Below are 21,725 nucleotides of genomic sequence, written 5' to 3'. Positions count from 1 at the left end.
AGACCGGTAACGGGGAACCGGCAACTGGTAACCTTTATAATCATTTCATCGTCTCATTAAACCACTGTTCAATTTTCCAAAACATCTCTATTGTCTTTTCAGGACAGCCATGAGTCGCATCGGGATAATATAAAAGTTTTTTTACGCCTGTAGCTTCTTGATAAATCTTCAATGCCTCTTCCCCTGGTAAAATGGTATCACGAGCTCCCCCGATCACAAGGAGTGGACAACCAATGTTACAAATCACTCCTTCTAATGAAATTTTATCCATAAAAAGATCCAAAAGAGTTTTATCTCCCACAATGTGATGAGCAGCCTTCTGAACTAAAAACACAAGATGATGAAAATATTTTTTTGGGCAAAATGGAGCAGAAATTGAAACACAAGAATGAACGGGCCATTTACTTGCTGCAATGTGAAGCGCCATATTTCCCCCCAGACTAACACCCAAAAGTCCTATTTTTTTGAATTTAATCTGGGAATTATTTTCTAAAAACTTGTGAATGGCCTCCCCTAAAAAAGTATAATTTGGATCCATTTTTACTTTAGTCCAAGATTCCCCCAAACCTGGAGCATCAAAATAAAGGACAGAAAACCCTCGATGGACAAAATAGTCTCCATAATAATGCATTTCTTCTTTGACCCCATCAATTCCCCCAAAAATAACCAGGCACCGTTCTGAGGAGCCTGTCATGGGCAACCTCAAATAACCTGGAAGTGATATTGAATGAAATGGGATTTCAATTCTTTGTGCAGGAGGATGAAGATAAGGAGCTGCCTTAGCGTAAGCATTAGCACAACGCTTATAGACCTTCTCCTTTAAATCGGTTTGACCATAAAAGGGAAATTGAGCAACTTGAAAAAGAGCTCGGGCCATCATCCAAGAAGCCGCAGCCGTTTGAAAACACGCCTTTGACTCAGCTTCTTTTGCTAAAAACTCACGCCGTAGGCCCAACCGATACCATAACTTTACCCAATCCTCCAAGGATCGAATTTTATTAAAAACGTCCGTTGCGTCAACATAAGGAACACCGATTGAAATGATACGCGAGATAAAATAGTCTGCTAAAATTTGCCTGCCTCCAAAAAGACGCAGTGCCCATTCTAGCGTCCAACGATGCTTAAAAATGTAAGATTTAAACTTTTTCATCCATTAAATCTCAGGAGAATTACGATCGAGAGAGGGCAAGAACAACGGGATAACGAATTTTGAGTTCACCATCTAACCGGATCTCTACAGCGTATTCACCGGGTCCTTCGAAGCGCAAGTTATTAAATCTGGCAATAACGGTATGTTTGGCTTTGAGATCATTGAGCTGAATCATGGTCACCTCGTCCTCAGCCAAAACTGAATTATCAGGTTTACGCAGAACCGTATTCTGACGATATTCACCTACCCCATTGCACCAGCGATTCACAACAAAAAGGGTAGGATGAACCACAGGAAAACGAGCCGCTCCAATGGTTTCAAAAAGCCCTAAAAGGATGAGTTTTCCATTATGCTCTCGACGAACATCATCACAAAGAATACTAAATTGCAGATCCGGTAAGATTCGGATACCCACATCCATTTAGAGAGAGGCTTTCTTTTTTAGAGGCTCCACACGAAATTTAAATATAATTTCCTTGGAACCAATTTTGAGTGTGAGTAGCGTATTTAAACGGGTTAAGAGAAGACGGTAAGGAACTTGAACAGAATGACCCTCTACATCAATGGCAACCGATGTATTGCCTAAAATTTCTTCTGAAGCACGAACCGCAAGAATAAGTTCAACAAATTTTCTAATTTTTCCAGTTAACTCTTGATTAAACGTGTAATCGTTTAAGCATTGAGGGCATTGAAAAGATGATTTTTTTTCTACATCAAGAAGGGAAAATTGGATAATGCCGGAGCATTCATCCTGAATACATTTAAACTCGATATCTCCAACCATTTCCATAGGAAGCCCCCCCTTCGAAGCGAAAACCTAACACAACAATTTAGTCTTCGTCAAGCGAATAAACTCAATAAATTCAATTAAGAATTGAAAATGAAAAATGGATAATTTAGAATTTTTTATCTATTTTTTTACCTTTATTTTCAATTGTCAATTCTCAATTATCAATTGATTTTAAATAACCGCAATCACCTCAATTTCAACATCTGCATCTTTCGGGAGACGAGCAACTTGAAGGGTGCTGCGAGCGGGTTTCACCTTTTCAAAATACTCAGTGAAAATTTTGTTCATATCATCAAAAAACTTTAAATCCTTAAGGAAAACAGTGGCCTTCACAACTTTTGAAAGCTCTCCTCCAGCAGCCTCGAGAACAGCCTTAATATTCTCGATTACCCTGCGTGTTTGATCTTGGACCCCTCCAGAAATAAGCTCTCCTGACACAGGATCGAGAGGAATTTGCCCGGCGAGGAACAGCAGTTGATCCGCCTGAATCGCTTGAGAATAAGGCCCCACAGGCTGAGGAGCATTTTGGGTAAAAATTGTTTTTATCATGCTGACATCCTTTCTATGAAAAAATAAATTGTAAACTATGCTTTTAAGTCTTTAAACTTTAAACATATATTTTCTTCACTTTCATCCGGCACATTAACTCGTAGGGAATCGTATCCGCCTTCTCCGCCAACTCTTCCAGAGTCATTTCCTGTTCTCCTTGGGTTCCAAGTAAAACCACTTCTTCATCTACCCTTGCAATACTTTCGGGGCCCAAATCAATCATGATTTGATCCATGGTTACTCGCCCAACCACAGGACAGCGCTTTCCCCCAACCAAGACCTCTCCGCGATTTGAAAGGGCTCGATCGTAGCCATGACTATACCCTATCGGAAGCGTTCCAACTTTAGTCTTACGGGAGGTCACAAAACTTGAGCCATAGCTAATAGGCCTTCCAGGTTCAACCTCTTTAATGAAAGCAATTTTAGTCTTCCAGGAAAGCACGGGTTGAAAATCACCTCTAGGAAGAAATGGGCTTGGATAAGCTCCGTAAAGCAAAATTCCAATTCGGACCATATTAAAAAAGGAATCTGGAAGTCTTAAAAGGGCTGAACTATTCGCCATATGCTCAAAAGAAACTTTAAACCCCATCATCTTAAGGCGAAATAAAAAATCCTGAAATCGGCTTAATTGAAGCTTTGAAAATTCTAAATGGGGTCCATCTGAAGAAGCAAAATGGCTCGCAACTCCTTCGATCACGACTGATTCTAACCGAAGAAGCTCTTGAAAAAAATCTTCTCCCTTTTCATACCAAAGACCCATGCGGCCCATTCCGGTATCAATCATGAGATGAACCCTTGCCTTTTTTCCCATTAAAAAGGCAATTTCATTCAGTTTCTTAAGCAATTCAAGAGAAGAAACCACGGGAATTAAATTCCACTCTAAAGCATCTTCAAGATAATCAGAAAAACTTGGACCTAAAATAACAATTGGAACCTCAGAAAAGGTTTTTCGAATCAAAATCCCCTCTTCTACATTTGTGACTCCAAGGGCATTGACAGAACATTTTAGAAGAATTTTAGAAATTTCAAGGAGGCCCAGCCCATAGGCATCTGCTTTTACAACCCCCAATAAAGACACTTTAGGCCCGATGATGCTGCGAATGGTCTTAATATTATGAGAAAGGGCTTCTTGATTAATTTCGGCCCAAACTTTTTCTGAAGCTTTAGAAGCAAGTATTTTAACAGGCATGTTTTTTTCTGGTTCCTTGACTCCATTTTCATTGCTGAAACAAATTCAAAATCCAAAAATCAAAATGCAAAATGACAACCCTAAATCCAAAATTTCTAATGCTATTGCAAGGGAGATATTTTAAGTTTTACATTGTCATTTTGATTTTTGATGTTTGATTTTTGAATTTTCATCCCGGTTTCACCGCTAACGGTTTCACATACCGGGGAATAACGGCTTCGCCCTCACATCTCCAAATTGGATCTTGGGCAAGAAAAGCCACTCCCCTGGCAAGAGGGAAAATGATATGGGCATCAACAGACTTAACTCCAAAAATTTTTTCGATTAAAAGTCGATCCCTTTCAAGCCCTGGACCAAAAAGAAAAACGGATGGGCCTACAACTTCTTTTAACCCAGGGATTGTAATCATAAATTCTTCTTTTGTCTTTTCTAAATTTTTATTTTTTTTCTTAAAAACGGCTCCATAAACCTCACCTGCTTCAGCTGAAATAATGGGGCAAATTTTTGAATGAGGAAATTCGACTTGATGGGCCAATACCTCTAAAGTTCCTAAACCAAAAAGGGGCTTCTGAAGAGAAAAACTTAAGGCCGTTCCTATCGTAAGCCCGATCCTGATTCCTGTAAAAGAGCCCGGGCCCAATCCTACTGCAATCGCATCAAGATCGCTGCTCTTTAATTTAGATGGGTCAAACAAATTTTTAAGCGCACGTTCAAAATCCCCCGAATGACGTAAGTTCTCACTGATGATTGATTCAGCCAAAACGGATTTTCCATCCACAAGAGAAAAAGACCCTATGCGAGTAGAAGTTTCTATTCCTAAAATTTTCATTTTAAAACCTTTATCATTTTTGCGAAATGAAAATTTCTTCTAAACTCTATCCTTCTTTTTTTCTTTCCTAAAATTTCAAAGTAAACCTCAATATGATTTGTTGGCAAAACGGACAAGGCCCTCTGGGCCCATTCCACGAGAGTTACTCCTTGTCGATTAAAATATTCTTTTAAATTAATTTGCTCAAACTCTTCTTCCGATTCAAGACGATAAAGATCCATATGATAGAATGGAACGTTTCCTTCATGCTCACGAACCAGCATAAAAGTAGGACTCACGACTTCCCTCACAACATTTTTTACACCTAAAGCCTCGGCCATTCCCTTTGCAAATACAGTTTTCCCTGCCCCCAAATCACCAAAAAGAGCGACCACTCCTTGAGTCATATGCTGTCCTAGAGTTTTTCCCAAACGATAAGTCTCATCAGAGCTCAAAGTGATCACTGAATGTGAGCCTTTAGAAATGGGAAAAACCTTTTTTGGAAAGTTCTTTTGTTTTCCCTTTTTCATCTTTGACACAAATTTTTGGAGCTCCGCGAACAATCTCTCCAATGCAAGAGAGATCAACTTTAAATTTTGTTTTAAATTTTTCAACCCATTTCTTATCTTTTAGGGGAGAGGCAAATAAAAGTTCATAATCCTCTCCATCCCAAAGTGCTTTTTTCAAAGCTTTATGACTATCTCCTTTAGAAATTTGAAGGGCAGATTTTGAAATAGGAATTTGATTTAAATAAAGATAAGCCCCTACTTTGCTCTCGTCTAAAATATGGCCTAGATCTCCCATTAGGCCATCACTGATATCAATCATTGCGCTTGGAATATGGGCATGGGCAAGCCATCTGGCTTCATTGATTCGAGGCCGAAACGTCAAATGATGATTTAAAAGAGATCCTCCTAAGCGCCCTGTTACAAATAAAAAATCTCCTTCACGGGCCCCCTTCCTTAAAATGACTTCTTTTTGAGGCGCTTCACCTATCACAGTCACAGAAGCAAAAAATCCCTTTAAACTTTTAGAAATATCTCCCCCAATCAAATCGACCGAATAGGGATGAGCCAATTCTAAAAATCCAAGATAAAATTGATCGACACTTTTAGGAGAAATTCCCTTGGGTAATCCTAAGGAAAGCAGGGCATATTTTGGAATGCCTCCCATCGCTGCAATATCACTGATGGAACGGGCTAATGCCTTTCGGCCTACTTTTGAGAAATGAGTCCCCGCTAAAAAATGAACCCCTTCCACCACCTGATCTACTGTCAAAAGTAAAACGTGATTCATTCTTGGAGATTTTACAACAGCGCAATCATCCCCAATTCCTGTTAGAACTTCAGAATGATTCAGGAATGCAGCCTTACGAATCTTTTGAATCAACCCAAATTCATTCATTGATTCATCCTATTCAACCATTTCTGATCAAAAAAACGACCCTGAATAATTTTTTTAACCTTCTCTTCAAATGAACCCTTCATAAAAGGAATATTTCCTAAAATGGGTAGATTTGTCAAATGTCTAAGCACCTCAGCATTGGTCTTAACCGAAAGATCTCTCTTCCTCTGAGGGGCATTAAAAATAATGCCACTCACATCCAATCCTTTTGAGCAAGCATAATCAAAAGTGAGTAAGGTGTGATTGAGGGTTCCAAGCCAAGGACAGGCAACAATCACTAAAGGTGAATTCATCTCTAAAGCTAAATCAGCAACCATGAAGTTGTGAGCAATAGGAACATGCAGCCCTCCCATTCCTTCGACAATGACAAAACTAAAATGGTCTTTCATCCATTGATAATGAGGAAGAATCTTTTTTAAATAAAGGGAGGCAGACCCTAATTTTTTTACACTGAAAGGAGCAAGCGGTTTTTGAAAATAAACCGGATTAATTTGATCGAGTTTAACCGTCTCAAGCCCAGAAAATTTTTTCAGGTATTCCGCGTCTTCACGAGATCCAGAGGAAAAGGGTTTCATCACCCCAATCGGGCGCCTCTGGCTTAAAGACGAGGCCAAGGCACAGCTTACAAGAGTTTTACCCACTCCTGTATCTGTCCCCGTGATAAAAACCCCCTGTTTATTCACTGACCTCAATCACCCCGCAGGCGATACGAGCACCTGCATTCCCTGTGGGTTGGGTTTTGAAATCATCTTCTTGGGCGTGGAGAATAACGCTTCTTCCAATAATAGAATCATCTCCGTTTAAGCTTATTTTAGAATCAATATATTCCAAATGGGCTACGCCTTTTTCATTCGCCATGACATTTCCAAGATCCCCTTCATGCCTTTGAGCATCATTGGGCGCAGCATGAGGCATTTGATGAGGATTAAAATGACCACCCGCAGAAGAACCATCCACTGAATCACAGCTTCCCTTCTCATGAATATGAAATCCGTGCTTTCCTGGAGTCAGTCCCTCGATATCCGCCACTACCCAAATACCCTCTGAAGATTTTGTAAAACTAATCATTCCTTTGACTTGATTGCCTTGTGTGGGATGTAAAATTGCCACCGCTTTAGTTAATTCAGATGAAGTTTTAGAATCTGCTCTCCCTAAAGAAACAAAACTTAAAAATATCGCACCCAAACTTAAGGCCCCTAAACGTATTGTTTTCATCGACCCCTCCCCTCTTCATTTTAGAAAATCTGATTTTATCAATTCAAGACAACCTTAAGCAATTGAAATTACCATTCTAATGAAATGACTTTTTCATATTATACCATGGAAAAGTCTTGACCATTTCACTTTTAATGTTAATATAGTCACATGCTTAAACGAATTCTTTATCATCATATTTGGGAAGACCTTTCCAAAGATAAGTCCATGATTTTTTTGGCCGGGCCTCGTCAATCTGGAAAAACGACGTTTGCCCGCATGCTGGCTAAAGATTTTTCAAGTTCTGTTTATTTTAATTGGGACTTGATCACGAATAAATCACTTCTCATTCAGAAACCTACATTTTTTGAGGAAGTCCATCGAAAGGATAACACTCCCCCTTTGGTGATTTATGATGAAATTCACAAATACAGGAAATGGAAAAACTATTTGAAAGGAATCTATGATCAGTTTTCAAATCAGTATCAATTTTTAGTTTTGGGAAGTGGTCGTCTGAATGTTTTTCAAAAAGGAGGAGATTCATTGGCGGGTCGATACTTTCTACTGACCTTGTGGCCGTTTACCCTGGCCGAACTTGCTGGAAAACGCCGATCTTTTAATGATTTTTTCAAAGATCCGTTGATGCTTGATGATGATGATCCCGCTCTTCTAAAGATATGGGAAAATCTCTCTCGCTTAAGCGGTTTTCCAGAACCCTATTTATCAGGGCGAGAAACCGTCCATCGAAGATGGTCTAAAAATTATGGGCAGCAGTTGATTCGCGAAGATATTAGAAATATGACTTCTCTAAAAAATATGGACGATGTGGAAATACTCTTTTCGCTCCTTCCCTCAAAAGTAGGAAGCCCATTATCTTTGTCAAACCTGGCGCAAGACCTTCAGGTTTCTTTTAACAGCGTTCGAGATTGGCTAAAGGTTTTTGAATCCTTTTTTATCGCCTTTAGAATTTCTCCTTGGTCAAATAAAATTTCTCGGGCCATCAAAAAAGAAAAGAAACTCTATCTTTTTGATGTCGTGAATATTCCTTCTGATTCAGCAAAATTTGAAAATAGGATTGCTCTAGAGTTATTAAGAGCCGTCTCAAATTGGAATGATCTTGGACTCGGAAACTTTGATTTACATTATTTGCGCAATAAAGAGGGAGAAGAAGTTGATTTCTTAATCGCCAATAATCACGTTCCTCAAATTTTAGTGGAGGCCAAACTCTCTGAAACAGGAGTTTCAAAGAGTCTTTTGAAATTTCAGTCGCATTTAAATATACCTGCTTTGCAATTGGTCAATCGACCCAATATTGCAAGAAAAATTTCAAATCAAAAACAGCAAATTTTAATTGTGACCGCCAGCCGTTGGTTGGCTACTCTACCTTAACTTTCCTTTATTAGACCCAACAGGTTTTTACAATTTTCATTAATTTCGGTATAGCCCTTGTGAAAAGATACTATCTTTCTGATAGAGATCAACCAGTTGTTGAACCTTTTCAAAAGTTAAATATTTTTCCTGAATGGCTTTGAGATTTGCCTTAACTTGCTCTACAGTTTTCATCCCTGGGATCGTTGTTGAAATTTCAGGAAAAGAAAGAACAAATTCTAAGGCGATCTGTGACAGAGGAACGCAAAGAGGTTGTAAAAGGCTTTTGATTTTTAAAATCTTTACTAAATCGGCTTCTTTTTTTTCCTTTGGCCAACGGCGCCGATGATCATCTTTTGGGAAAACAGTCTCTACCCCATACTTCTCCGTCAACATCCCACACGCCAAAGGTTCCCGAGCGATCATCCCTATCCCTCGTTCACTTGCAATCTTCAATAATTGAGGAATGGGACGCTGATCTAATAAATTAAAAACAATTTGAATCACTTGAAGATCGGTATGTTCAATCCAAAAAAAGGCTTCATCAGGAGAATGAACTGAAACCCCATAAGAACGAATTTTGCCTGATTGACGCATTTTCTGAAGCGATTCCAGCAAAGCCCTATCATGGGCCAAAACCATAGGTGGATTATGAAGTTGAAATAAATCTACATGGTCAGTTTTTAATCGCCTGAGACTGTCTTCTAAAGCAAAGGCAAGATAACTGCGGTCAAAATTACTCCGGATCGCTCCATGGGTAAAATCCCAACCTGCCTTGGTTGCAAGAAAAACCTCTTCTCTCCTTCCATGAACGGCTTGCCCAACTAACTCTTCACTATGTCCATTGCCATAGACATCGGCTGTATCAATAAAATCGATTCCACAGTCCAAGGCATATCGTAAAGCGCGAAGCGATTCTTGACCATCGACCGGGCCATAGGCATTTCCCCCAATGGCCCAGGCACCAAAACCCATTTCGGAAATTTCTAAATTAGTTTTCCCCAAAAAACGCTTTTTCATAAACTTAAAATTAACCTTCGCCAAGGGCCTCAACATCGGCAAGATCCTTCTTGCGTCCCATCGCCTTTTTGTTAGAAATAAATTCTTCCCGACCCATATAGCTCACAGGAATATCACCATATTTTCCATCCACTTTCCCAGAAACAGCATCCTCCCATGACACCCCTGTGGTGGAAGTAATAATATCAATGCGAACCGGCGGAACCCCTAATTGAACAATTTTTCCTGGTGATTCAAAATCCAGAGGAGATACATCAAGGGAACCAAAACCAAACTGGGTTAAGGCATTGATAATGCACTTTGCATTTTGGGGATCTGGTTTTACGAAAATATCCATATCACCCGTAAAGCGAGGAGCTCCATGAAAAGCGAGGGCATAGCCGCCAACGAGAAGGTATTCAACTTTGTTGTTGTTGAACAACACGAGCAAATCTTTGAAATCTGGCTGAACTTCCATAGTATTGTTTTCTGAAATATTCCACTGCACTAATCCGATCCTCAGGAGATTGATTCAACCAATATTTTAAATTGCCCTCGATCTCAGATTGAGTGGATAATTCCCCTTTGGTTAAAATGCGTTTAATCATGGCTCTATTGTAATACACCTATCAAAAGAATTCCTTCTAAAACTCTTGCGAATTTCATGAAAGAAAGCTATAAAGAAGGCTCATTAAAGATAGTTTAAGGTTCAAAGTTCAAGGATTTCCAAGCTTGGGTTTTCTTTGAACTTTGAGCATTGAACTTTAAACCGTTTTTCATCATTGAGGAGATTGTATGTTAACGAAAGAACAAATTGCACGATACAGCCGGCACCTTATTATGCCGGAGGTGGGAATGGAAGGCCAGGAGAAGTTATGTAATGCACGCGTTCTGTGCATTGGAGCAGGGGGCCTGGGATCTCCTTTGGCACTTTATTTGGCGGCGGCAGGGATTGGCCATATGGGCATTGTTGATTTTGATGTTGTAGATTTTTCTAATCTTCAACGACAAATCATTCATAGCGAAGCAAAACTCGGCACTTCAAAAGCCGAATCCGCCAAAGAGCGTATTTTATCGATTAATTCGAGCATCGATGTTGAAATTTATAAAGAGCGTCTCACATCGAATAATGCCCTCCAAATGATTGAGCCATATGACATTGTCGTCGATGGAACCGATAATTTTCAAACCCGCTATCTGGTTAACGATGCCTGCGTTCTTCTCAAAAAGCCTAATGTCTATGGCAGTATTTATCGCTTTGAGGGCCAATCCTCTGTTTTTGCAGCTGAAGAAGGCCCTTGCTATCGATGCCTTTATCCTGAACCCCCTCCTCCAGGGCTCGTTCCAAGCTGTGCTGAAGGAGGTGTTCTAGGTATTCTTCCAGGGCTTATCGGCTGTATTCAAGCGACTGAAACGATTAAGTTGATTTTAGGGAAAGGAAATCCCTTAATTGGCCGGCTTATGATTATTTATGCCCTGGACATGAAAATCCGAGAGCTTAAGCTCCGCAAAGATCCAAACTGCCCTATTTGCTCGGATCACCCCACCATCACAAGTCTCATCGATTATGAGGAATTTTGCGCAATGGGCCCAGGAGAAGAAGCTCAAGCCGAAAACCCATCCGAGATGGAAATTACTGCTCAAGAGCTCAAAAAAATTCTTGATAATCGTAAAAAAGTGGTCATTGTGGATGTACGAGAACCTCACGAGTATGACATCTGTCATTTAGAGGAAGCCGTTTTAATTCCTTTGGGAGAGCTGCCGACTCGCTTGAATGAATTGGACACAACCGATGAAATTATCACTCATTGCCATCACGGGATGCGAAGCCTCAACGCCGCTCGATTGCTTAAAGACATGGGCTTTAAAAGGGTAAAAAGCCTAAAAGGAGGCATCCACGCCTGGGCGACAGAGATCGATTCAACGCTAGCAACGTATTAGCACGCTTCTGACCGTAAATTTTTGTCCACCCAGGTACTGCCTGACCCCTACTTTTATTTTTAATTCAAAATCCAAAAATCAAAATGAAAAATGACATATTAAAATTTAAAATTTTTAATGCTATTGCAAGGGAGACATTTTAAATTTTGATTTGTCCGACAAGATTTTTAATGTTTGGATTTTGGATCTGAATCATTTTCTGCTTGGAAGTAAGCCCCGAAATGATTTGCAGACTCGATTTTGGAAGATTTAAAAACTCAGCGAGTGTTTCAATAATCGCCCGATTGGCTCGTCCTTCAATGGGAGGTTCTTTCACAAACACTTCAAAATGGGTTTCGTCAATTTTTTTGACACATTCTTCTTTGGCCTTCAGTTTAGCCTTCACAAAAATTTTCAATATCATTCACCTTCTTTTTTAAGCGATGTGAACAACGAAACGAATGGCCGTTTTTTTATTGCCCCGGAATCCCTGGCTCCGTAAGCTTTCTAAGATCGAGCACCTGATCAAGCTTTTCCTTGGTCATAAGATTTTTTTCTAGCACAAGCTCTCGAATTCCTATTCTTCGTTTGAGTGATTCTTTAAAAAGCTCCGCCGATTTTGAATAGCCCATATAAGGACTTAAGGCTGTAATGATCGAAGGCGTCATCTCGGCATATTTCAAACAGCGCTTTTCATTCGCCTTAATTCCTAAAAGGGCAAATTGAACAAAGGCTTGAAGTCCATTTTTCAAAATTTCAAGGGTATGGGGTAAGAGATACCCTACGAGTGGCATCATGACGTTGAGTTCAAGTTGCCCCGCCTGAGCGGCCATCATGATGGCGGTATCATTTCCGACCACTTGAAACATCAGCATGTTGAGCATTTCAGCCATGACAGGATTAATTTTACCCGGCATCATCGAGGAACCCGGCTGAAGGGCAGGCAAAACAATTTCTCCAAATCCCACTAAGGGTCCAGAGGCCATCAGTCTCAAATCATTTGCAATCCGAATCATGTCCAGAGCAAAATTTCTTAAAGCGCCTGAAACCGTTGCAAAAGGCGCTAAACTCTGCATGGTTTCAAAATAATTTTTTGTAGGACGAAAATCAATAGATGTTTGCTTCGAAAGAGTCTTCACAACCTTTTCTCGATAAAGAGGATGAGTATTGAGCCCAGTTCCTACCGCACTTCCCCCCAAGCCTAATTCATACAAGAGTGCGGAGGCATTTCGTATCAATTCTCTGTGTCTCGCCACATTGCTCGCGTAAGCTCCAAATTCCTGCCCTAAGCGAATGGGTACAGCATCTTGAAGATGGGTTCTTCCTGATTTAATCACAGAATCAAATTCTTTTGCTTTTTCCTGAAATGCCTTTGACAAATGATCCAAACTTGGAATCAATTCATTCACCAACATCAAACTAGCAATCCGAATAGCCGTAGGAATCACATCGTTGGTTGATTGGGCCATATTCACATGATCATTGGGATGAATGGGAGAATACTCCCCTTTCTTGAAACCCAAAATCTCGTTGGCCCGATTCGCAATCACCTCATTCGCATTCATATTATGCGAGGTTCCAGCCCCTGCTTGATAAATATCCACCTGAAATTGATCCATGAATTTTCCGGATAAAATTTCATCAACAGCTCTAACAATGGCATCTGCTTTTGGGTGATCTAAAAGCCCTAAATCCCTATGAACGATGGCAGCAGCTTTTTTAATATGCACCGTCGAACGAATAAAATAGGGATTGGCTTTTATTCCACTGATCGGAAAATTCTCAATGGCCCTCTCCGTCTGAACCCCATAATAGGCCTCAACTGGAACTTTTTTTTCTCCCAAAGCATCTTTTTCAATACGAAATGACATGGTTTCTCCTTGTTAAATATCAAAATCCAAACATCAAAAACCAAAATGACAAATTAAAATCCAAAATACCTCTTCCCCTCTGCATTTCAGAAACATTTTAAATTTTGATATGTCATTTTGATCTTTGATGTTTGATTTTTGAATTTTCATACCTGCTTCCACGCATGGTAAGAACTTCTCACCAAGGGACCTGACTCGACATGGCGAAATCCCATCTTTCGGGCTTCATTTCCGAAATGATTAAATTCTTCTGGAGTTAAAAATTTTTCTACTGGAAGCTGTTCTACACTCGGCCTTAAATATTGCCCCAGCGTTAAAATATCACAATGAATATTGACTAAATCTTTTAGAACAGAAAAAACTTCAGAAAAGGTTTCGCCTAGACCTAGCATCAATCCAGACTTTGTAAGCACTTGAGGCCTCAGCTTCTTCGCCCACTTTAAAACCTGAAGTGAGCGCTCATAAATGGAACCTCGTCTCGCTTTCCGGTAAAGTCTGGGAACGGTTTCAAGATTATGATTAAAAACATCAATGGGGGAATTTAGAACTTTCCTTAAAGATTCTTTATTTCCTCTAAAGTCAGGGGTTAAAACCTCAACCGTCACATCCTTATTCAATACTTTAATGTTCTCGACCACTTTTGCAAAATGTCCTGCTCCTCCATCCGGCAAATCATCTCGATCAACAGAAGTGATCACCACATGCCTCATCTCTAATTCACGAACCGCTTGAGCCAAACGAAGGGGTTCCTCAGAATCAACCGTTTTTGGTTTTCCTTTTGAAACATGACAGAAACCACAAGCTCGGGTACAAACATCCCCTAAAATCATAAAGGTCGCAGCCCGATTCTCCCAGCATTCCCCGACATTGGGACATCGAGCCTCCTGGCAAACAGTATTCAGACGCAAGCGCTGCAAAATAGACCGTGTTTTCAAATACTCAGGCTGACCCGGAAACTGGACCTTAATCCAGGACGGAAGACGAGAATGTGAAGTTAATGTTGTTGTCGCCATAACCATTTGTGTGTGAAAGTGATAAAAATAATCCCTCTGCCCCCCCCTATAAATCCAAAAATCAAAATGCAAAATGACATATTAAAATCTAAAATTTCTAATGCTACTGCAGGGAAAATATTTTAAATTTTGATTTGTCATTTTGATTTTTGATGTTTAATTTTTGGATTTATTGGATTTATATATTCAGACTTCTCCCCTGAGACGCCAACAACGCCTCATGAACGGCTTCTGAAAGGGTCGGATGAGCATGCACTACATCCAGAACCTGTTCAACTGATAACCCCAAAGACTGAATCAGGGTCAATTCAGCAATCAGTTCGGTTGCTCCCTCACCCATAATATGCCCACCTAAAAGTTTTCCTGAAGAGCCATCAACAATGACCTTCACAAAACCTTCATCGTGCCCTTCAGCCAAAGCCCTTCCCGAAGCGCGAAATGGAAATTTACCTACCTTCACTGTCAAATTTAAATTCTTCGCCTCTTCTTCTGATAGCCCTACACTGGCAACCTCAGGATGACAATACACACAGCTAGGGATCGCCGTTTTAGTAAGCGGCGCATGTCTTTTCCCTGCCATCATTTCAACAGCTGCTTTACCTTCTTCACTGGCCGCATGGGCTAAAAGTGGAGGACCAATCACATCCCCAATGGCGAAAATAGAAGGGAGAGATGTCTGGAAATTATCCCTCACCTTGATATATCCATTGGCAAGTTCTATACCTAATTTTTCAAGTCCTAATTCTTCTGAAAGCGCTTTACGTCCGATCCCCACCAACACCTGATGAGCATAAAGCTCCTTCTCTACCCGAGTCTTATCCTCATAAGAAATTTTTAGAACAGAATTTTCTACTTGCGCCCTGGATGCCCGGCTTGAACACAGAACCTTAATCCCTTTTTTTCGAAAAGATCTCTCCAGCTCTGCACCGAGATCCGCATCTAACGATGGCAAGAGTCTAGACTGGGCCTCTAAAATAGTGACATCCACTCCAAAAGAGCGATAAAGATAGGCAAATTCAACCCCAACCACACCTCCCCCTAAAATAAATATGGATTTGGGAAGTACTTCTTGCATTAAGGCACGATCACTTGAAATAATAAATTTTTCATCCATCTTAAATCCTGAAACCTCTTTAACAGTCGACCCTGTAGAGATGAGAATTTTTTCTGTGTCTAAGGTAACAGAAGGTTCAACTAAAACACGATGAGGGTCAGCGATCGAGGCCTTGCCTTTGATCAGATCCACTTTATTTTTCTTGAGAAGAAATTCCAAACCTTTACTGAGTCGATCCACAATTTTTCGGCTTCTTTCAATCACGATCGGGTAATCCAAAGAGACCTTTTCAAGCCCAATACCAAAGGTCTTTGCTTCTTTTAATAATTCAAAAATTTGAGCGGATCGAATAATGGCCTTTGAAGGAATGCACCCCCGATTAAGGCAAACTCCTCCCACTTCATCTTTTTCAACCAAGGCCACGCGTAGCCCTAACTGTGCCGCACGAATAGCTCCATAAGCACCGCCTGGACCTGAACCAATCACCACTAACTCATAAGGATACATAACATCCTTTGTATTTTTGTCGTTCGTAAAATGATTAGATTCTACTTGAAGTAGAGTCATATTCACATCAATTTTTTATATCAAGATATGATCCCATCACCTGCTGTACCACCCAAGGTGGGTCCGACTTTGTCGAACTGACCCGACCCCACCACCTCTCGTACTGCCAAAGGCAGGTCCGCCTTTGGTGGATTGGCCCAAAGGGCCAACGAGAGGTGGTGGGATGATCTAAATCATAGAAACACCCCCTCCAAAACATGTTAGAATGAATGAGAGGTAAAGGAGGAATTATGGCTACTAAAATCCTTGTGGTGGATGATGATCACGACCAAGCTGAGATTCTTCACAGCATTTTAGAGGCTGACGATCGAGATATTACCATCTGCACAAAGGCGAGGGAGGCTCTTCATTTAATAGAAATCAATCCGTATGACATTATCTTTACGGATATTAGCATGCCTGAAGTGGATGGAATTCAAATTATTCAGTACACCAAAAAACATTCTCCGAATACAGAACTTATCCCCATCACAGCCTTTGGAGACTGGGGTATTTATTCTCAAACGCTTAAACTTGGGGCAAAAGAATTTGTAAATAAGCCTTATAACATTCAAGAAATTCATGGGCTGATGAAAAAATTTAATGAGAATAGAAGAATAAAAGAGGGTCGTGCGATTTAAATCGGTTGCTTGAGACGACGATCCTTCACATAGCAACTGCGTTGGAATTTTTTTGCGTAGGACTTAAGATCGGCAGCAATCGCTGAAATCTGCGCAGCATGGGAAATTTGATTATTCTCATTCGTAACCACTGCAATGGAAAGGGTTGCCAGAGGAAATTCTTGAAGGATACCCTCGCGATTCGCAAGCAAAATGACTCCTCGATCACGATCTTCAGAATCATAAAAAGAAGGAATAATGCGATCGAACCCCTGAATCATTTTATCGCACAAAGAGTCGGCTACTTTCACAGTTGTTACAACAATAAAATCATCACCTCCAATATGCCCCACAAAATCCATAGATGATCCATAACCTTGAACGGTTTCTACTAAAAGATGGGCCAGGGCTAAAATGAGTTTATCCCCTCTCAAAAAACCATATTGATCATTAAAAGATTTAAAGTGATTGATGTCTAAATAACAAACAGCAAAGGATTGTTTTTGATCCAGAACCTCCGAAATTTTTCTTTGAACCATGCAATTGCCTGGTAATTTTGTGAGCGGGTTTGCGTCAAGATATCTCGCACTTCGAGAAAAAATCATGCGGATGCGTGCCAGGAGTTCTTCCATCTCAAAAGGTTTTGTGATGTAGTCATCCACTCCACTATAAAGACCTTCAACCTTCTCTTTTAATTCATCTTTTGAGGTTAAAAAGATAATGGGAATAGACCAAAGGAGTGGATTTGACTTAACCTTGCGGCATATTTCATAACCACCTAATCCTGGAAGAACCACATCTAATAACACAAGATCAGGTTTTGACTGTAAAATCATCTCAAGTCCAACAACACCATTATAGGCCTTTAGAACCTCAACACCTTCTACTGCAAGAACTTCGCTTACAAGCTTAACTGTATCTGGGGTATCATCGATGACGGCAATTCGTTTTACTTCTGTTAGTACCCCCTTCACCATTTCTCCCATCATAGGCCCTCCCTCTAAGCCCCGATTATACCCTTTTTCCATAAAATGAATAAAAAATTTCATTTTATGAGAGGGGGCTTATTTAACCATCATTCGGTCGATAAAAGTCTTTCGTTTTTGAATTAACTTTTCAAATTTTTTCTGCTGGTCTAGAGTTAATAATTTTAAAATTTCCTGTTCTGCATCGTGAAAAATAGCCTGAATACGCGGCATGGTTTCAACACGAATGATTTTTAATTTTTCTCGTGAATTCTGAACGATCATAGCTAGTTTATCTTTCTGAATAGAATCAAGATCAAGCCTCCGAGAAATCCGATTCACTAAAAAAGTTGAGAGTTTTCCAGATCCTTCAAAAGCTTGCGTTAAAATTCTCTTTTCAAGACAATGAATACCGACTCCTCCAACCAAAACCCCTATGATAAAAATAATCAGAATTCCACCCATCGCCTTTAAACGACTCATAGCATTTCCCCCTCTCCCATCAACCATTCTAAGTGAACCCCCGATCCCGTCATGAGGGTAATCCAGTCTTCCCCTTCCTGTGAGGAATTAAAAAAAGCAAGCAAACTCACAATCACTAAGAACGTAGCTGCGATGGGCACCATTCTCCAAGCCCGTTCTCCAAGCAATTCTAGAAAATTTGATGACACTTCCCCACTTGCCACACGAATCCGTCGCATCACTCGGGTCTCAAACCCCTCTTCAGGGAAAATGATCGAGGTCTTTTTTACTGAACTCCATAGAGTTTCTTCCATTTTCAAAAGTTTCTCTTTCTGATCATTTTTCATAACGGGATCTCCGCTTGTTTGCATCTTTTTCCCAAAATTTTTCTCATTTTTTTACGAGCCCGAAAGAGGCGCACTTTAATCGCTGACTCACCCCAACCCGTCATCTCTGATATTTCTCGAACCGTTTGACCCTCTAACTCCATCGCCTTTAATACCAGCTGATCCCGAGGGGATAACTCTCCCAAAATGGATTCTAAAAGCCTTGCCCGATCTCTCTGATTCACTTCACTTTCTTGATTTGATTCTGAAGACAAAAACGATAAAACACCTTCCAACCACTCCCCCTGATCCTCCTCAGCCATTTCACTAAAAAAATTCTCTTTCCGACGGCTCCTCCACCGAACATGATCCAGCGCCACACGAGTTGCAATGCGACTCAGCCAATGTTGAAAAGGGGCCTTACAACGATATTGACTCAAAGAAAAATAAGCCTTTAGAAAAACTTCTTGAGCCATATCATCCACCTCATGGGCATCTCTCGCATAACGGTAAACGACTTTCATAACCCCTACCTTATACCGGCGTACCAACTCTTCAAAAGATGATTCATTTCCGCCGAGCGCTTCTTGAATCAATTGATCGTCTTTGAGACTTAATACGTCCATCACATTTGCCTTCATTTTTTTAAGAAAAGAAAGATCCACCCCGACCAAAATCGGGATAGATCTATTCTCTCTTAAGACTATTCACGATTCAAGAACTGTTCAACACGATCCGGAGCCTGTTCAAGACGATGATCAACCCTCTCAAAAATAGCCTGGACCTTTGCTTCCTGTTCAGGTGTTAAAATGGCTCTTGCTTCAGCCGTTACCTTCCCTCTCAAAACGGCCAATTTCGCTGCAACATCAGCCCTTTTATACACAACATGGGTGATTTGCTTTTCATCGTTAGGACTATTTTTAATCACCTCCCGAAGTTCAATCCGAGAGGCATTCAACTCTTTCAGAAGCAGCTTTGCCTCCGGCCAATGCTTTTTTAAAATCGCACGAATCGCTACCTTCTGATCAGTGGTGATATTCAAATCCGATATGTCCATCATCAAACGAAGAAAGACAGGGCCACTCTCCTCAAGCGCCATCAGCTTTTCAAAAGGCCTCACATTTGCATTCAATCGAGAAACTCCCATTCCCGCAATTAAAATTGTCCCTACCAAAAAACCATAAAGCATCTTCTTTTTCATATCCATCCCTTTCTGAAGGGGGTTTTGTCCCTTCAAACTTATAGACGAAATAAATCAAGAAGAAGTTACATTATTTTTTCTCTTGCTTAAACCTAGGTTATCTATAATTTATATTTATAGTTTGTTCTAGTGAAGAAATACTCCCTTCACCCATTCACTTGAGAAAATATATTTATGAAATTTAAAGCTGTATTGTTCGACCTTGATGGAACTCTCTTGGATACCCTTGCGGATCTTGCCAATTCGATGAATACTGTTCTCGAAAACTTTAACTTCCCAATTCATCCAATTGAAAGCTATAAGTCTTTTGTAGGAGAAGGGGTAGAATATCTCGCCATGATGGCTCTTCCAGCTAAAGAACGCCAGGATTCAATGATTCAAAATTGTGTTCAGGCGATGAGAAAAGAGTACCAGAAACGCTGGAATGAGTTAACACAGCCCTATCCAGGTATTCCAGAGCTCTTAGATGAGTTAGCAAAACGACAAGTAAAGCTATCCATTTTGTCAAACAAGCCACACGATTTTACAAAAATCATTGTGGAACAATTTCTTCCAAAATGGAAATTTAAAGTAGTCTTAGGGGCACAAAATACTCTTCCCAAAAAACCGCATCCCAAAGCCGCTCTTCAAATTGCAAAAGAAATGGAGGAGCCTCCAGAAAAAATTATCTTTCTGGGAGACACAAAAATTGACATGGAAACCGCTGTTACTGCTGGAATGTATGCGATCGGAGCACTCTGGGGATTTCGGACCCGAGAAGAACTCCTTCAAAGCGGGGCAAAATCGCTCATTCAAAAACCTGAAGAATTACTTAATCAGTTTTAAAGATGCCAACCGCTTAAATTTTCATCTTTGGAAAATTTAAAATAAAATTGGCCCATTTTCCCAGTTCGCTTTCACATCGAATTTTTCCTAAATGCTGCTCAACGATGGCTTTTACAATATAAAGTCCTAACCCTGTTCCCACATTAGCCATCTCGCCCTGTCGGGGGACTTTTTCAAATCTCTCAAATATTTTTTCTAAATAATCTAAAGGAATCCCGTAACCTAGGTTAAAAATTTCGATCTTCCACGAAGAGTTCGCATCATTCAATCGAACTTCAATTGCAGTGTCACGGTAGCCATAGCGAATAGCATTTGCAAAAAGATTTCTAAAAACAACTTTCAACCATTGAGAATCCCCATCCAGCCCATAAGATTGATTTTCAATAAAATTTTGAAACTGAATACGCATGCCATGTCCCTCTAGTATCCCTGAAATCTCTTCAATAACCGGCAAGATCACATCATGATAAATATCTACTTTAGAGATTTTGACATTCAATTCTCCACGCTCAATTCGAGCAAGATTCAAATACACAGAAATCATTTCATTGATTTGATCACACCCAAAGTTTGCCTTGATTAAATTCTCCTTTACGATCTCATCGACCTCTCCATAACGCCCCATCAACACTAAATCAATTCTGCCTTTTACAGAAGTCAGGGGCGTTTTAAGTTCATGAGCCACAAAACTCACCATTCGCATATAGTCTTGAGTCTTGGCTTCAAGCAAACCATCCTTTTTCACCACCTTTTGAAGTAAATGCCCCATAAAATATCCAAAGATAGAAAAGAAAAAAATGGTTCCGATTGTAAGATAAATATAAAGACTGCGAAATTGACTTAGTTCTTTTAAGATCGCAATCATTCCTAAAGTTTGGTCTTCTTCCAAAAGCCGAATCAACATCCATCCCAGAGGACTCCCCAAGCCCAGAACCATTCCCAAAATAGATAATTTCACTTGTTGAGAAATCATATCGCTTCGTATTTACGATTCCAGATTATCTAAGAAATGAACTACTTATTCCTAGCGCCTATCTCTTTCAAGGTTAAATAACATCCGGGATCTTCTGCCCAAGGGTCACCAAACGCAAGATGGGCGCGCGTTCTCAAGCCCCCGCCGCATTGATTCTTCCAATCACACGACTTGCATTTTCCTTTTAATAAGGGCAAGCGATTCTTGAGACCTCGCAGAAGTTCATTGTTAAGATCCATCCAGATTTGACTGAAAGGTCTCTCTTTTACATTGCCCAAGGTGACCCCCATGGAAAATTGATCTGGATGAACATTCCCATAAAAATCAATACAACCTAGCCCCACCCCAGATCCAAACTGGCCTCCCCCGTTCAAGCTGATTAAATCTAAAACCTCCTGCGCCTGAACTCCTTCTTTTTCTTCTTTCAACTTGAGATAAAGATAAACTCCATCCACAGGATTTCCAACGGTGAGAATTTCTTTTTCAAAACCAGATTCT

The 21,725-nt window shown here is 40.3% G+C and carries 27 protein-coding genes; 4 read left to right on the top strand and 23 right to left on the bottom strand.

Annotated features, from left to right (window positions below; all coding sequences use genetic code 11):
• Window positions 1–40: 40 nt before the first annotated feature.
• The 10 genes from HYS07_10255 to HYS07_10210 form a co-directional block, all read right to left on the bottom strand.
• Window positions 41–1,150: an alpha/beta hydrolase gene (locus HYS07_10255; GenBank protein ID MBI1871561.1), complete on the bottom strand. Its 1,110-nt coding sequence runs from the start codon at window positions 1,148–1,150 to the stop codon at window positions 41–43.
• Between the two features lie 19 nt (window positions 1,151–1,169).
• Window positions 1,170–1,571 carry a hypothetical protein gene (locus tag HYS07_10250; protein ID MBI1871560.1) on the bottom strand — a complete coding sequence of 134 codons (402 nt, stop codon included), beginning with the start codon at window positions 1,569–1,571 and terminating at the stop codon, window positions 1,170–1,172.
• Window positions 1,572–1,940 (bottom strand): hypothetical protein, encoded by a 369-nt coding sequence (locus HYS07_10245; GenBank protein MBI1871559.1) that lies wholly within the window; start codon window positions 1,938–1,940, stop codon window positions 1,572–1,574.
• Between the two features lie 171 nt (window positions 1,941–2,111).
• The gene (locus HYS07_10240; GenBank protein ID MBI1871558.1) at window positions 2,112–2,489 is read right to left on the bottom strand and encodes a RidA family protein; all 378 of its coding nucleotides are present in this window, start codon (window positions 2,487–2,489) and stop codon (window positions 2,112–2,114) included.
• 58 nt (window positions 2,490–2,547) lie between these two features.
• A complete protein-coding gene (gene alr, locus HYS07_10235) occupies window positions 2,548–3,678 on the bottom strand; it encodes an alanine racemase (GenBank protein MBI1871557.1) in 1,131 nt (376 codons plus the stop codon).
• Between the two features lie 169 nt (window positions 3,679–3,847).
• Window positions 3,848–4,507, bottom strand: coding sequence for a tRNA (adenosine(37)-N6)-threonylcarbamoyltransferase complex dimerization subunit type 1 TsaB (tsaB, locus tag HYS07_10230; GenBank protein ID MBI1871556.1), 660 nt, complete (start codon window positions 4,505–4,507; stop codon window positions 3,848–3,850).
• A complete protein-coding gene (tsaE, locus tag HYS07_10225; GenBank protein ID MBI1871555.1) occupies window positions 4,504–5,016 on the bottom strand; it encodes a tRNA (adenosine(37)-N6)-threonylcarbamoyltransferase complex ATPase subunit type 1 TsaE in 513 nt (170 codons plus the stop codon). The genes tsaB and tsaE overlap by 4 nt, the downstream gene beginning before the upstream one ends.
• The gene (locus HYS07_10220; protein ID MBI1871554.1) at window positions 4,964–5,890 is read right to left on the bottom strand and encodes a thiamine-monophosphate kinase; all 927 of its coding nucleotides are present in this window, start codon (window positions 5,888–5,890) and stop codon (window positions 4,964–4,966) included. The genes tsaE and HYS07_10220 overlap by 53 nt, the downstream gene beginning before the upstream one ends.
• Window positions 5,887–6,573, bottom strand: a complete 687-nt coding sequence (gene bioD / locus HYS07_10215; protein ID MBI1871553.1) for a dethiobiotin synthase — start codon at window positions 6,571–6,573, stop codon at window positions 5,887–5,889. Before bioD ends, HYS07_10220 begins: the two co-directional genes overlap by 4 nt.
• Window positions 6,566–7,105 (bottom strand): superoxide dismutase family protein, encoded by a 540-nt coding sequence (locus tag HYS07_10210; protein ID MBI1871552.1) that lies wholly within the window; start codon window positions 7,103–7,105, stop codon window positions 6,566–6,568. Before HYS07_10210 ends, bioD begins: the two co-directional genes overlap by 8 nt.
• Window positions 7,106–7,255: 150 nt before the next feature.
• Between HYS07_10210 and HYS07_10205 the strand changes: the two genes are divergently transcribed.
• Window positions 7,256–8,473, top strand: coding sequence for an ATP-binding protein (locus HYS07_10205; protein ID MBI1871551.1), 1,218 nt, complete (start codon window positions 7,256–7,258; stop codon window positions 8,471–8,473).
• Between the two features lie 39 nt (window positions 8,474–8,512).
• On the opposite strand, the gene HYS07_10200 is transcribed toward HYS07_10205, so the two are convergent.
• Window positions 8,513–9,472 (bottom strand): aldo/keto reductase, encoded by a 960-nt coding sequence (locus tag HYS07_10200; GenBank protein ID MBI1871550.1) that lies wholly within the window; start codon window positions 9,470–9,472, stop codon window positions 8,513–8,515.
• A gap of 10 nt (window positions 9,473–9,482) precedes the next feature.
• Window positions 9,483–9,929, bottom strand: coding sequence for a nucleotidyl transferase AbiEii/AbiGii toxin family protein (locus tag HYS07_10195; protein MBI1871549.1), 447 nt, complete (start codon window positions 9,927–9,929; stop codon window positions 9,483–9,485).
• A 317-nt stretch (window positions 9,930–10,246) separates the two neighbouring features.
• Here HYS07_10195 and moeB point away from each other — a divergent pair, with 317 nt between their 5' ends.
• Window positions 10,247–11,392, top strand: a complete 1,146-nt coding sequence (gene moeB, locus HYS07_10190; protein MBI1871548.1) for a molybdopterin-synthase adenylyltransferase MoeB — start codon at window positions 10,247–10,249, stop codon at window positions 11,390–11,392.
• A 139-nt stretch (window positions 11,393–11,531) separates the two neighbouring features.
• On the opposite strand, the gene HYS07_10185 is transcribed toward moeB, so the two are convergent.
• From HYS07_10185 to lpdA, 4 genes are all read right to left on the bottom strand, one after another.
• Window positions 11,532–11,795 (bottom strand): DUF167 domain-containing protein, encoded by a 264-nt coding sequence (locus tag HYS07_10185; protein MBI1871547.1) that lies wholly within the window; start codon window positions 11,793–11,795, stop codon window positions 11,532–11,534.
• Window positions 11,796–11,844: 49 nt separating this feature from the next.
• Window positions 11,845–13,242: an aspartate ammonia-lyase gene (locus HYS07_10180; protein MBI1871546.1), complete on the bottom strand. Its 1,398-nt coding sequence runs from the start codon at window positions 13,240–13,242 to the stop codon at window positions 11,845–11,847.
• A gap of 146 nt (window positions 13,243–13,388) precedes the next feature.
• Window positions 13,389–14,261 carry a lipoyl synthase gene (lipA, locus tag HYS07_10175; GenBank protein ID MBI1871545.1) on the bottom strand — a complete coding sequence of 291 codons (873 nt, stop codon included), beginning with the start codon at window positions 14,259–14,261 and terminating at the stop codon, window positions 13,389–13,391.
• 172 nt (window positions 14,262–14,433) lie between these two features.
• Window positions 14,434–15,816 carry a dihydrolipoyl dehydrogenase gene (gene lpdA / locus HYS07_10170; GenBank protein MBI1871544.1) on the bottom strand — a complete coding sequence of 461 codons (1,383 nt, stop codon included), beginning with the start codon at window positions 15,814–15,816 and terminating at the stop codon, window positions 14,434–14,436.
• 290 nt (window positions 15,817–16,106) lie between these two features.
• Here lpdA and HYS07_10165 point away from each other — a divergent pair, with 290 nt between their 5' ends.
• Complete coding sequence (locus HYS07_10165; GenBank protein MBI1871543.1) at window positions 16,107–16,496, top strand: response regulator; 390 nt, start codon at window positions 16,107–16,109, stop codon at window positions 16,494–16,496.
• Here the strand turns inward: HYS07_10165 and HYS07_10160 are convergent.
• From HYS07_10160 to HYS07_10140, 5 genes are all read right to left on the bottom strand, one after another.
• Complete coding sequence (locus HYS07_10160) at window positions 16,493–17,464, bottom strand: response regulator (GenBank protein ID MBI1871542.1); 972 nt, start codon at window positions 17,462–17,464, stop codon at window positions 16,493–16,495. The genes HYS07_10165 and HYS07_10160 overlap by 4 nt on opposite strands.
• Before the next feature lie 75 nt (window positions 17,465–17,539).
• Window positions 17,540–17,923, bottom strand: a complete 384-nt coding sequence (locus HYS07_10155) for a hypothetical protein (protein ID MBI1871541.1) — start codon at window positions 17,921–17,923, stop codon at window positions 17,540–17,542.
• Entirely contained in the window at window positions 17,920–18,249 is a 330-nt protein-coding gene (locus tag HYS07_10150) for a hypothetical protein (protein ID MBI1871540.1), read from the bottom strand. Before HYS07_10150 ends, HYS07_10155 begins: the two co-directional genes overlap by 4 nt.
• On the bottom strand, window positions 18,246–18,857 hold the full coding sequence (locus tag HYS07_10145; protein MBI1871539.1) for an RNA polymerase sigma factor: 612 nt from the start codon (window positions 18,855–18,857) through the stop codon (window positions 18,246–18,248). Before HYS07_10145 ends, HYS07_10150 begins: the two co-directional genes overlap by 4 nt.
• Window positions 18,858–18,931: 74 nt before the next feature.
• Complete coding sequence (locus tag HYS07_10140; protein ID MBI1871538.1) at window positions 18,932–19,429, bottom strand: Spy/CpxP family protein refolding chaperone; 498 nt, start codon at window positions 19,427–19,429, stop codon at window positions 18,932–18,934.
• Between the two features lie 174 nt (window positions 19,430–19,603).
• Here HYS07_10140 and HYS07_10135 point away from each other — a divergent pair, with 174 nt between their 5' ends.
• Window positions 19,604–20,254 (top strand): HAD family hydrolase, encoded by a 651-nt coding sequence (locus tag HYS07_10135; protein MBI1871537.1) that lies wholly within the window; start codon window positions 19,604–19,606, stop codon window positions 20,252–20,254.
• Window positions 20,255–20,267: 13 nt separating this feature from the next.
• Here the strand turns inward: HYS07_10135 and HYS07_10130 are convergent, their stop codons facing one another.
• Together HYS07_10130 and HYS07_10125 are read right to left on the bottom strand one after the other, a co-directional pair.
• Complete coding sequence (locus tag HYS07_10130; protein ID MBI1871536.1) at window positions 20,268–21,227, bottom strand: HAMP domain-containing histidine kinase; 960 nt, start codon at window positions 21,225–21,227, stop codon at window positions 20,268–20,270.
• A gap of 41 nt (window positions 21,228–21,268) precedes the next feature.
• Window positions 21,269–21,725, bottom strand: a 457-nt coding sequence (locus HYS07_10125) for an SPASM domain-containing protein (protein ID MBI1871535.1), incomplete at its 5' end; no start/stop codon positions are given.

The sequence above is a fragment of the Chlamydiota bacterium genome (assembly GCA_016178055.1).
GTDB lineage: Bacteria > Auribacterota > JACPWU01 > JACPWU01 > JACPWU01 > JACOUC01.
This window is presented reverse-complemented; position numbering and strand designations above follow the sequence as displayed.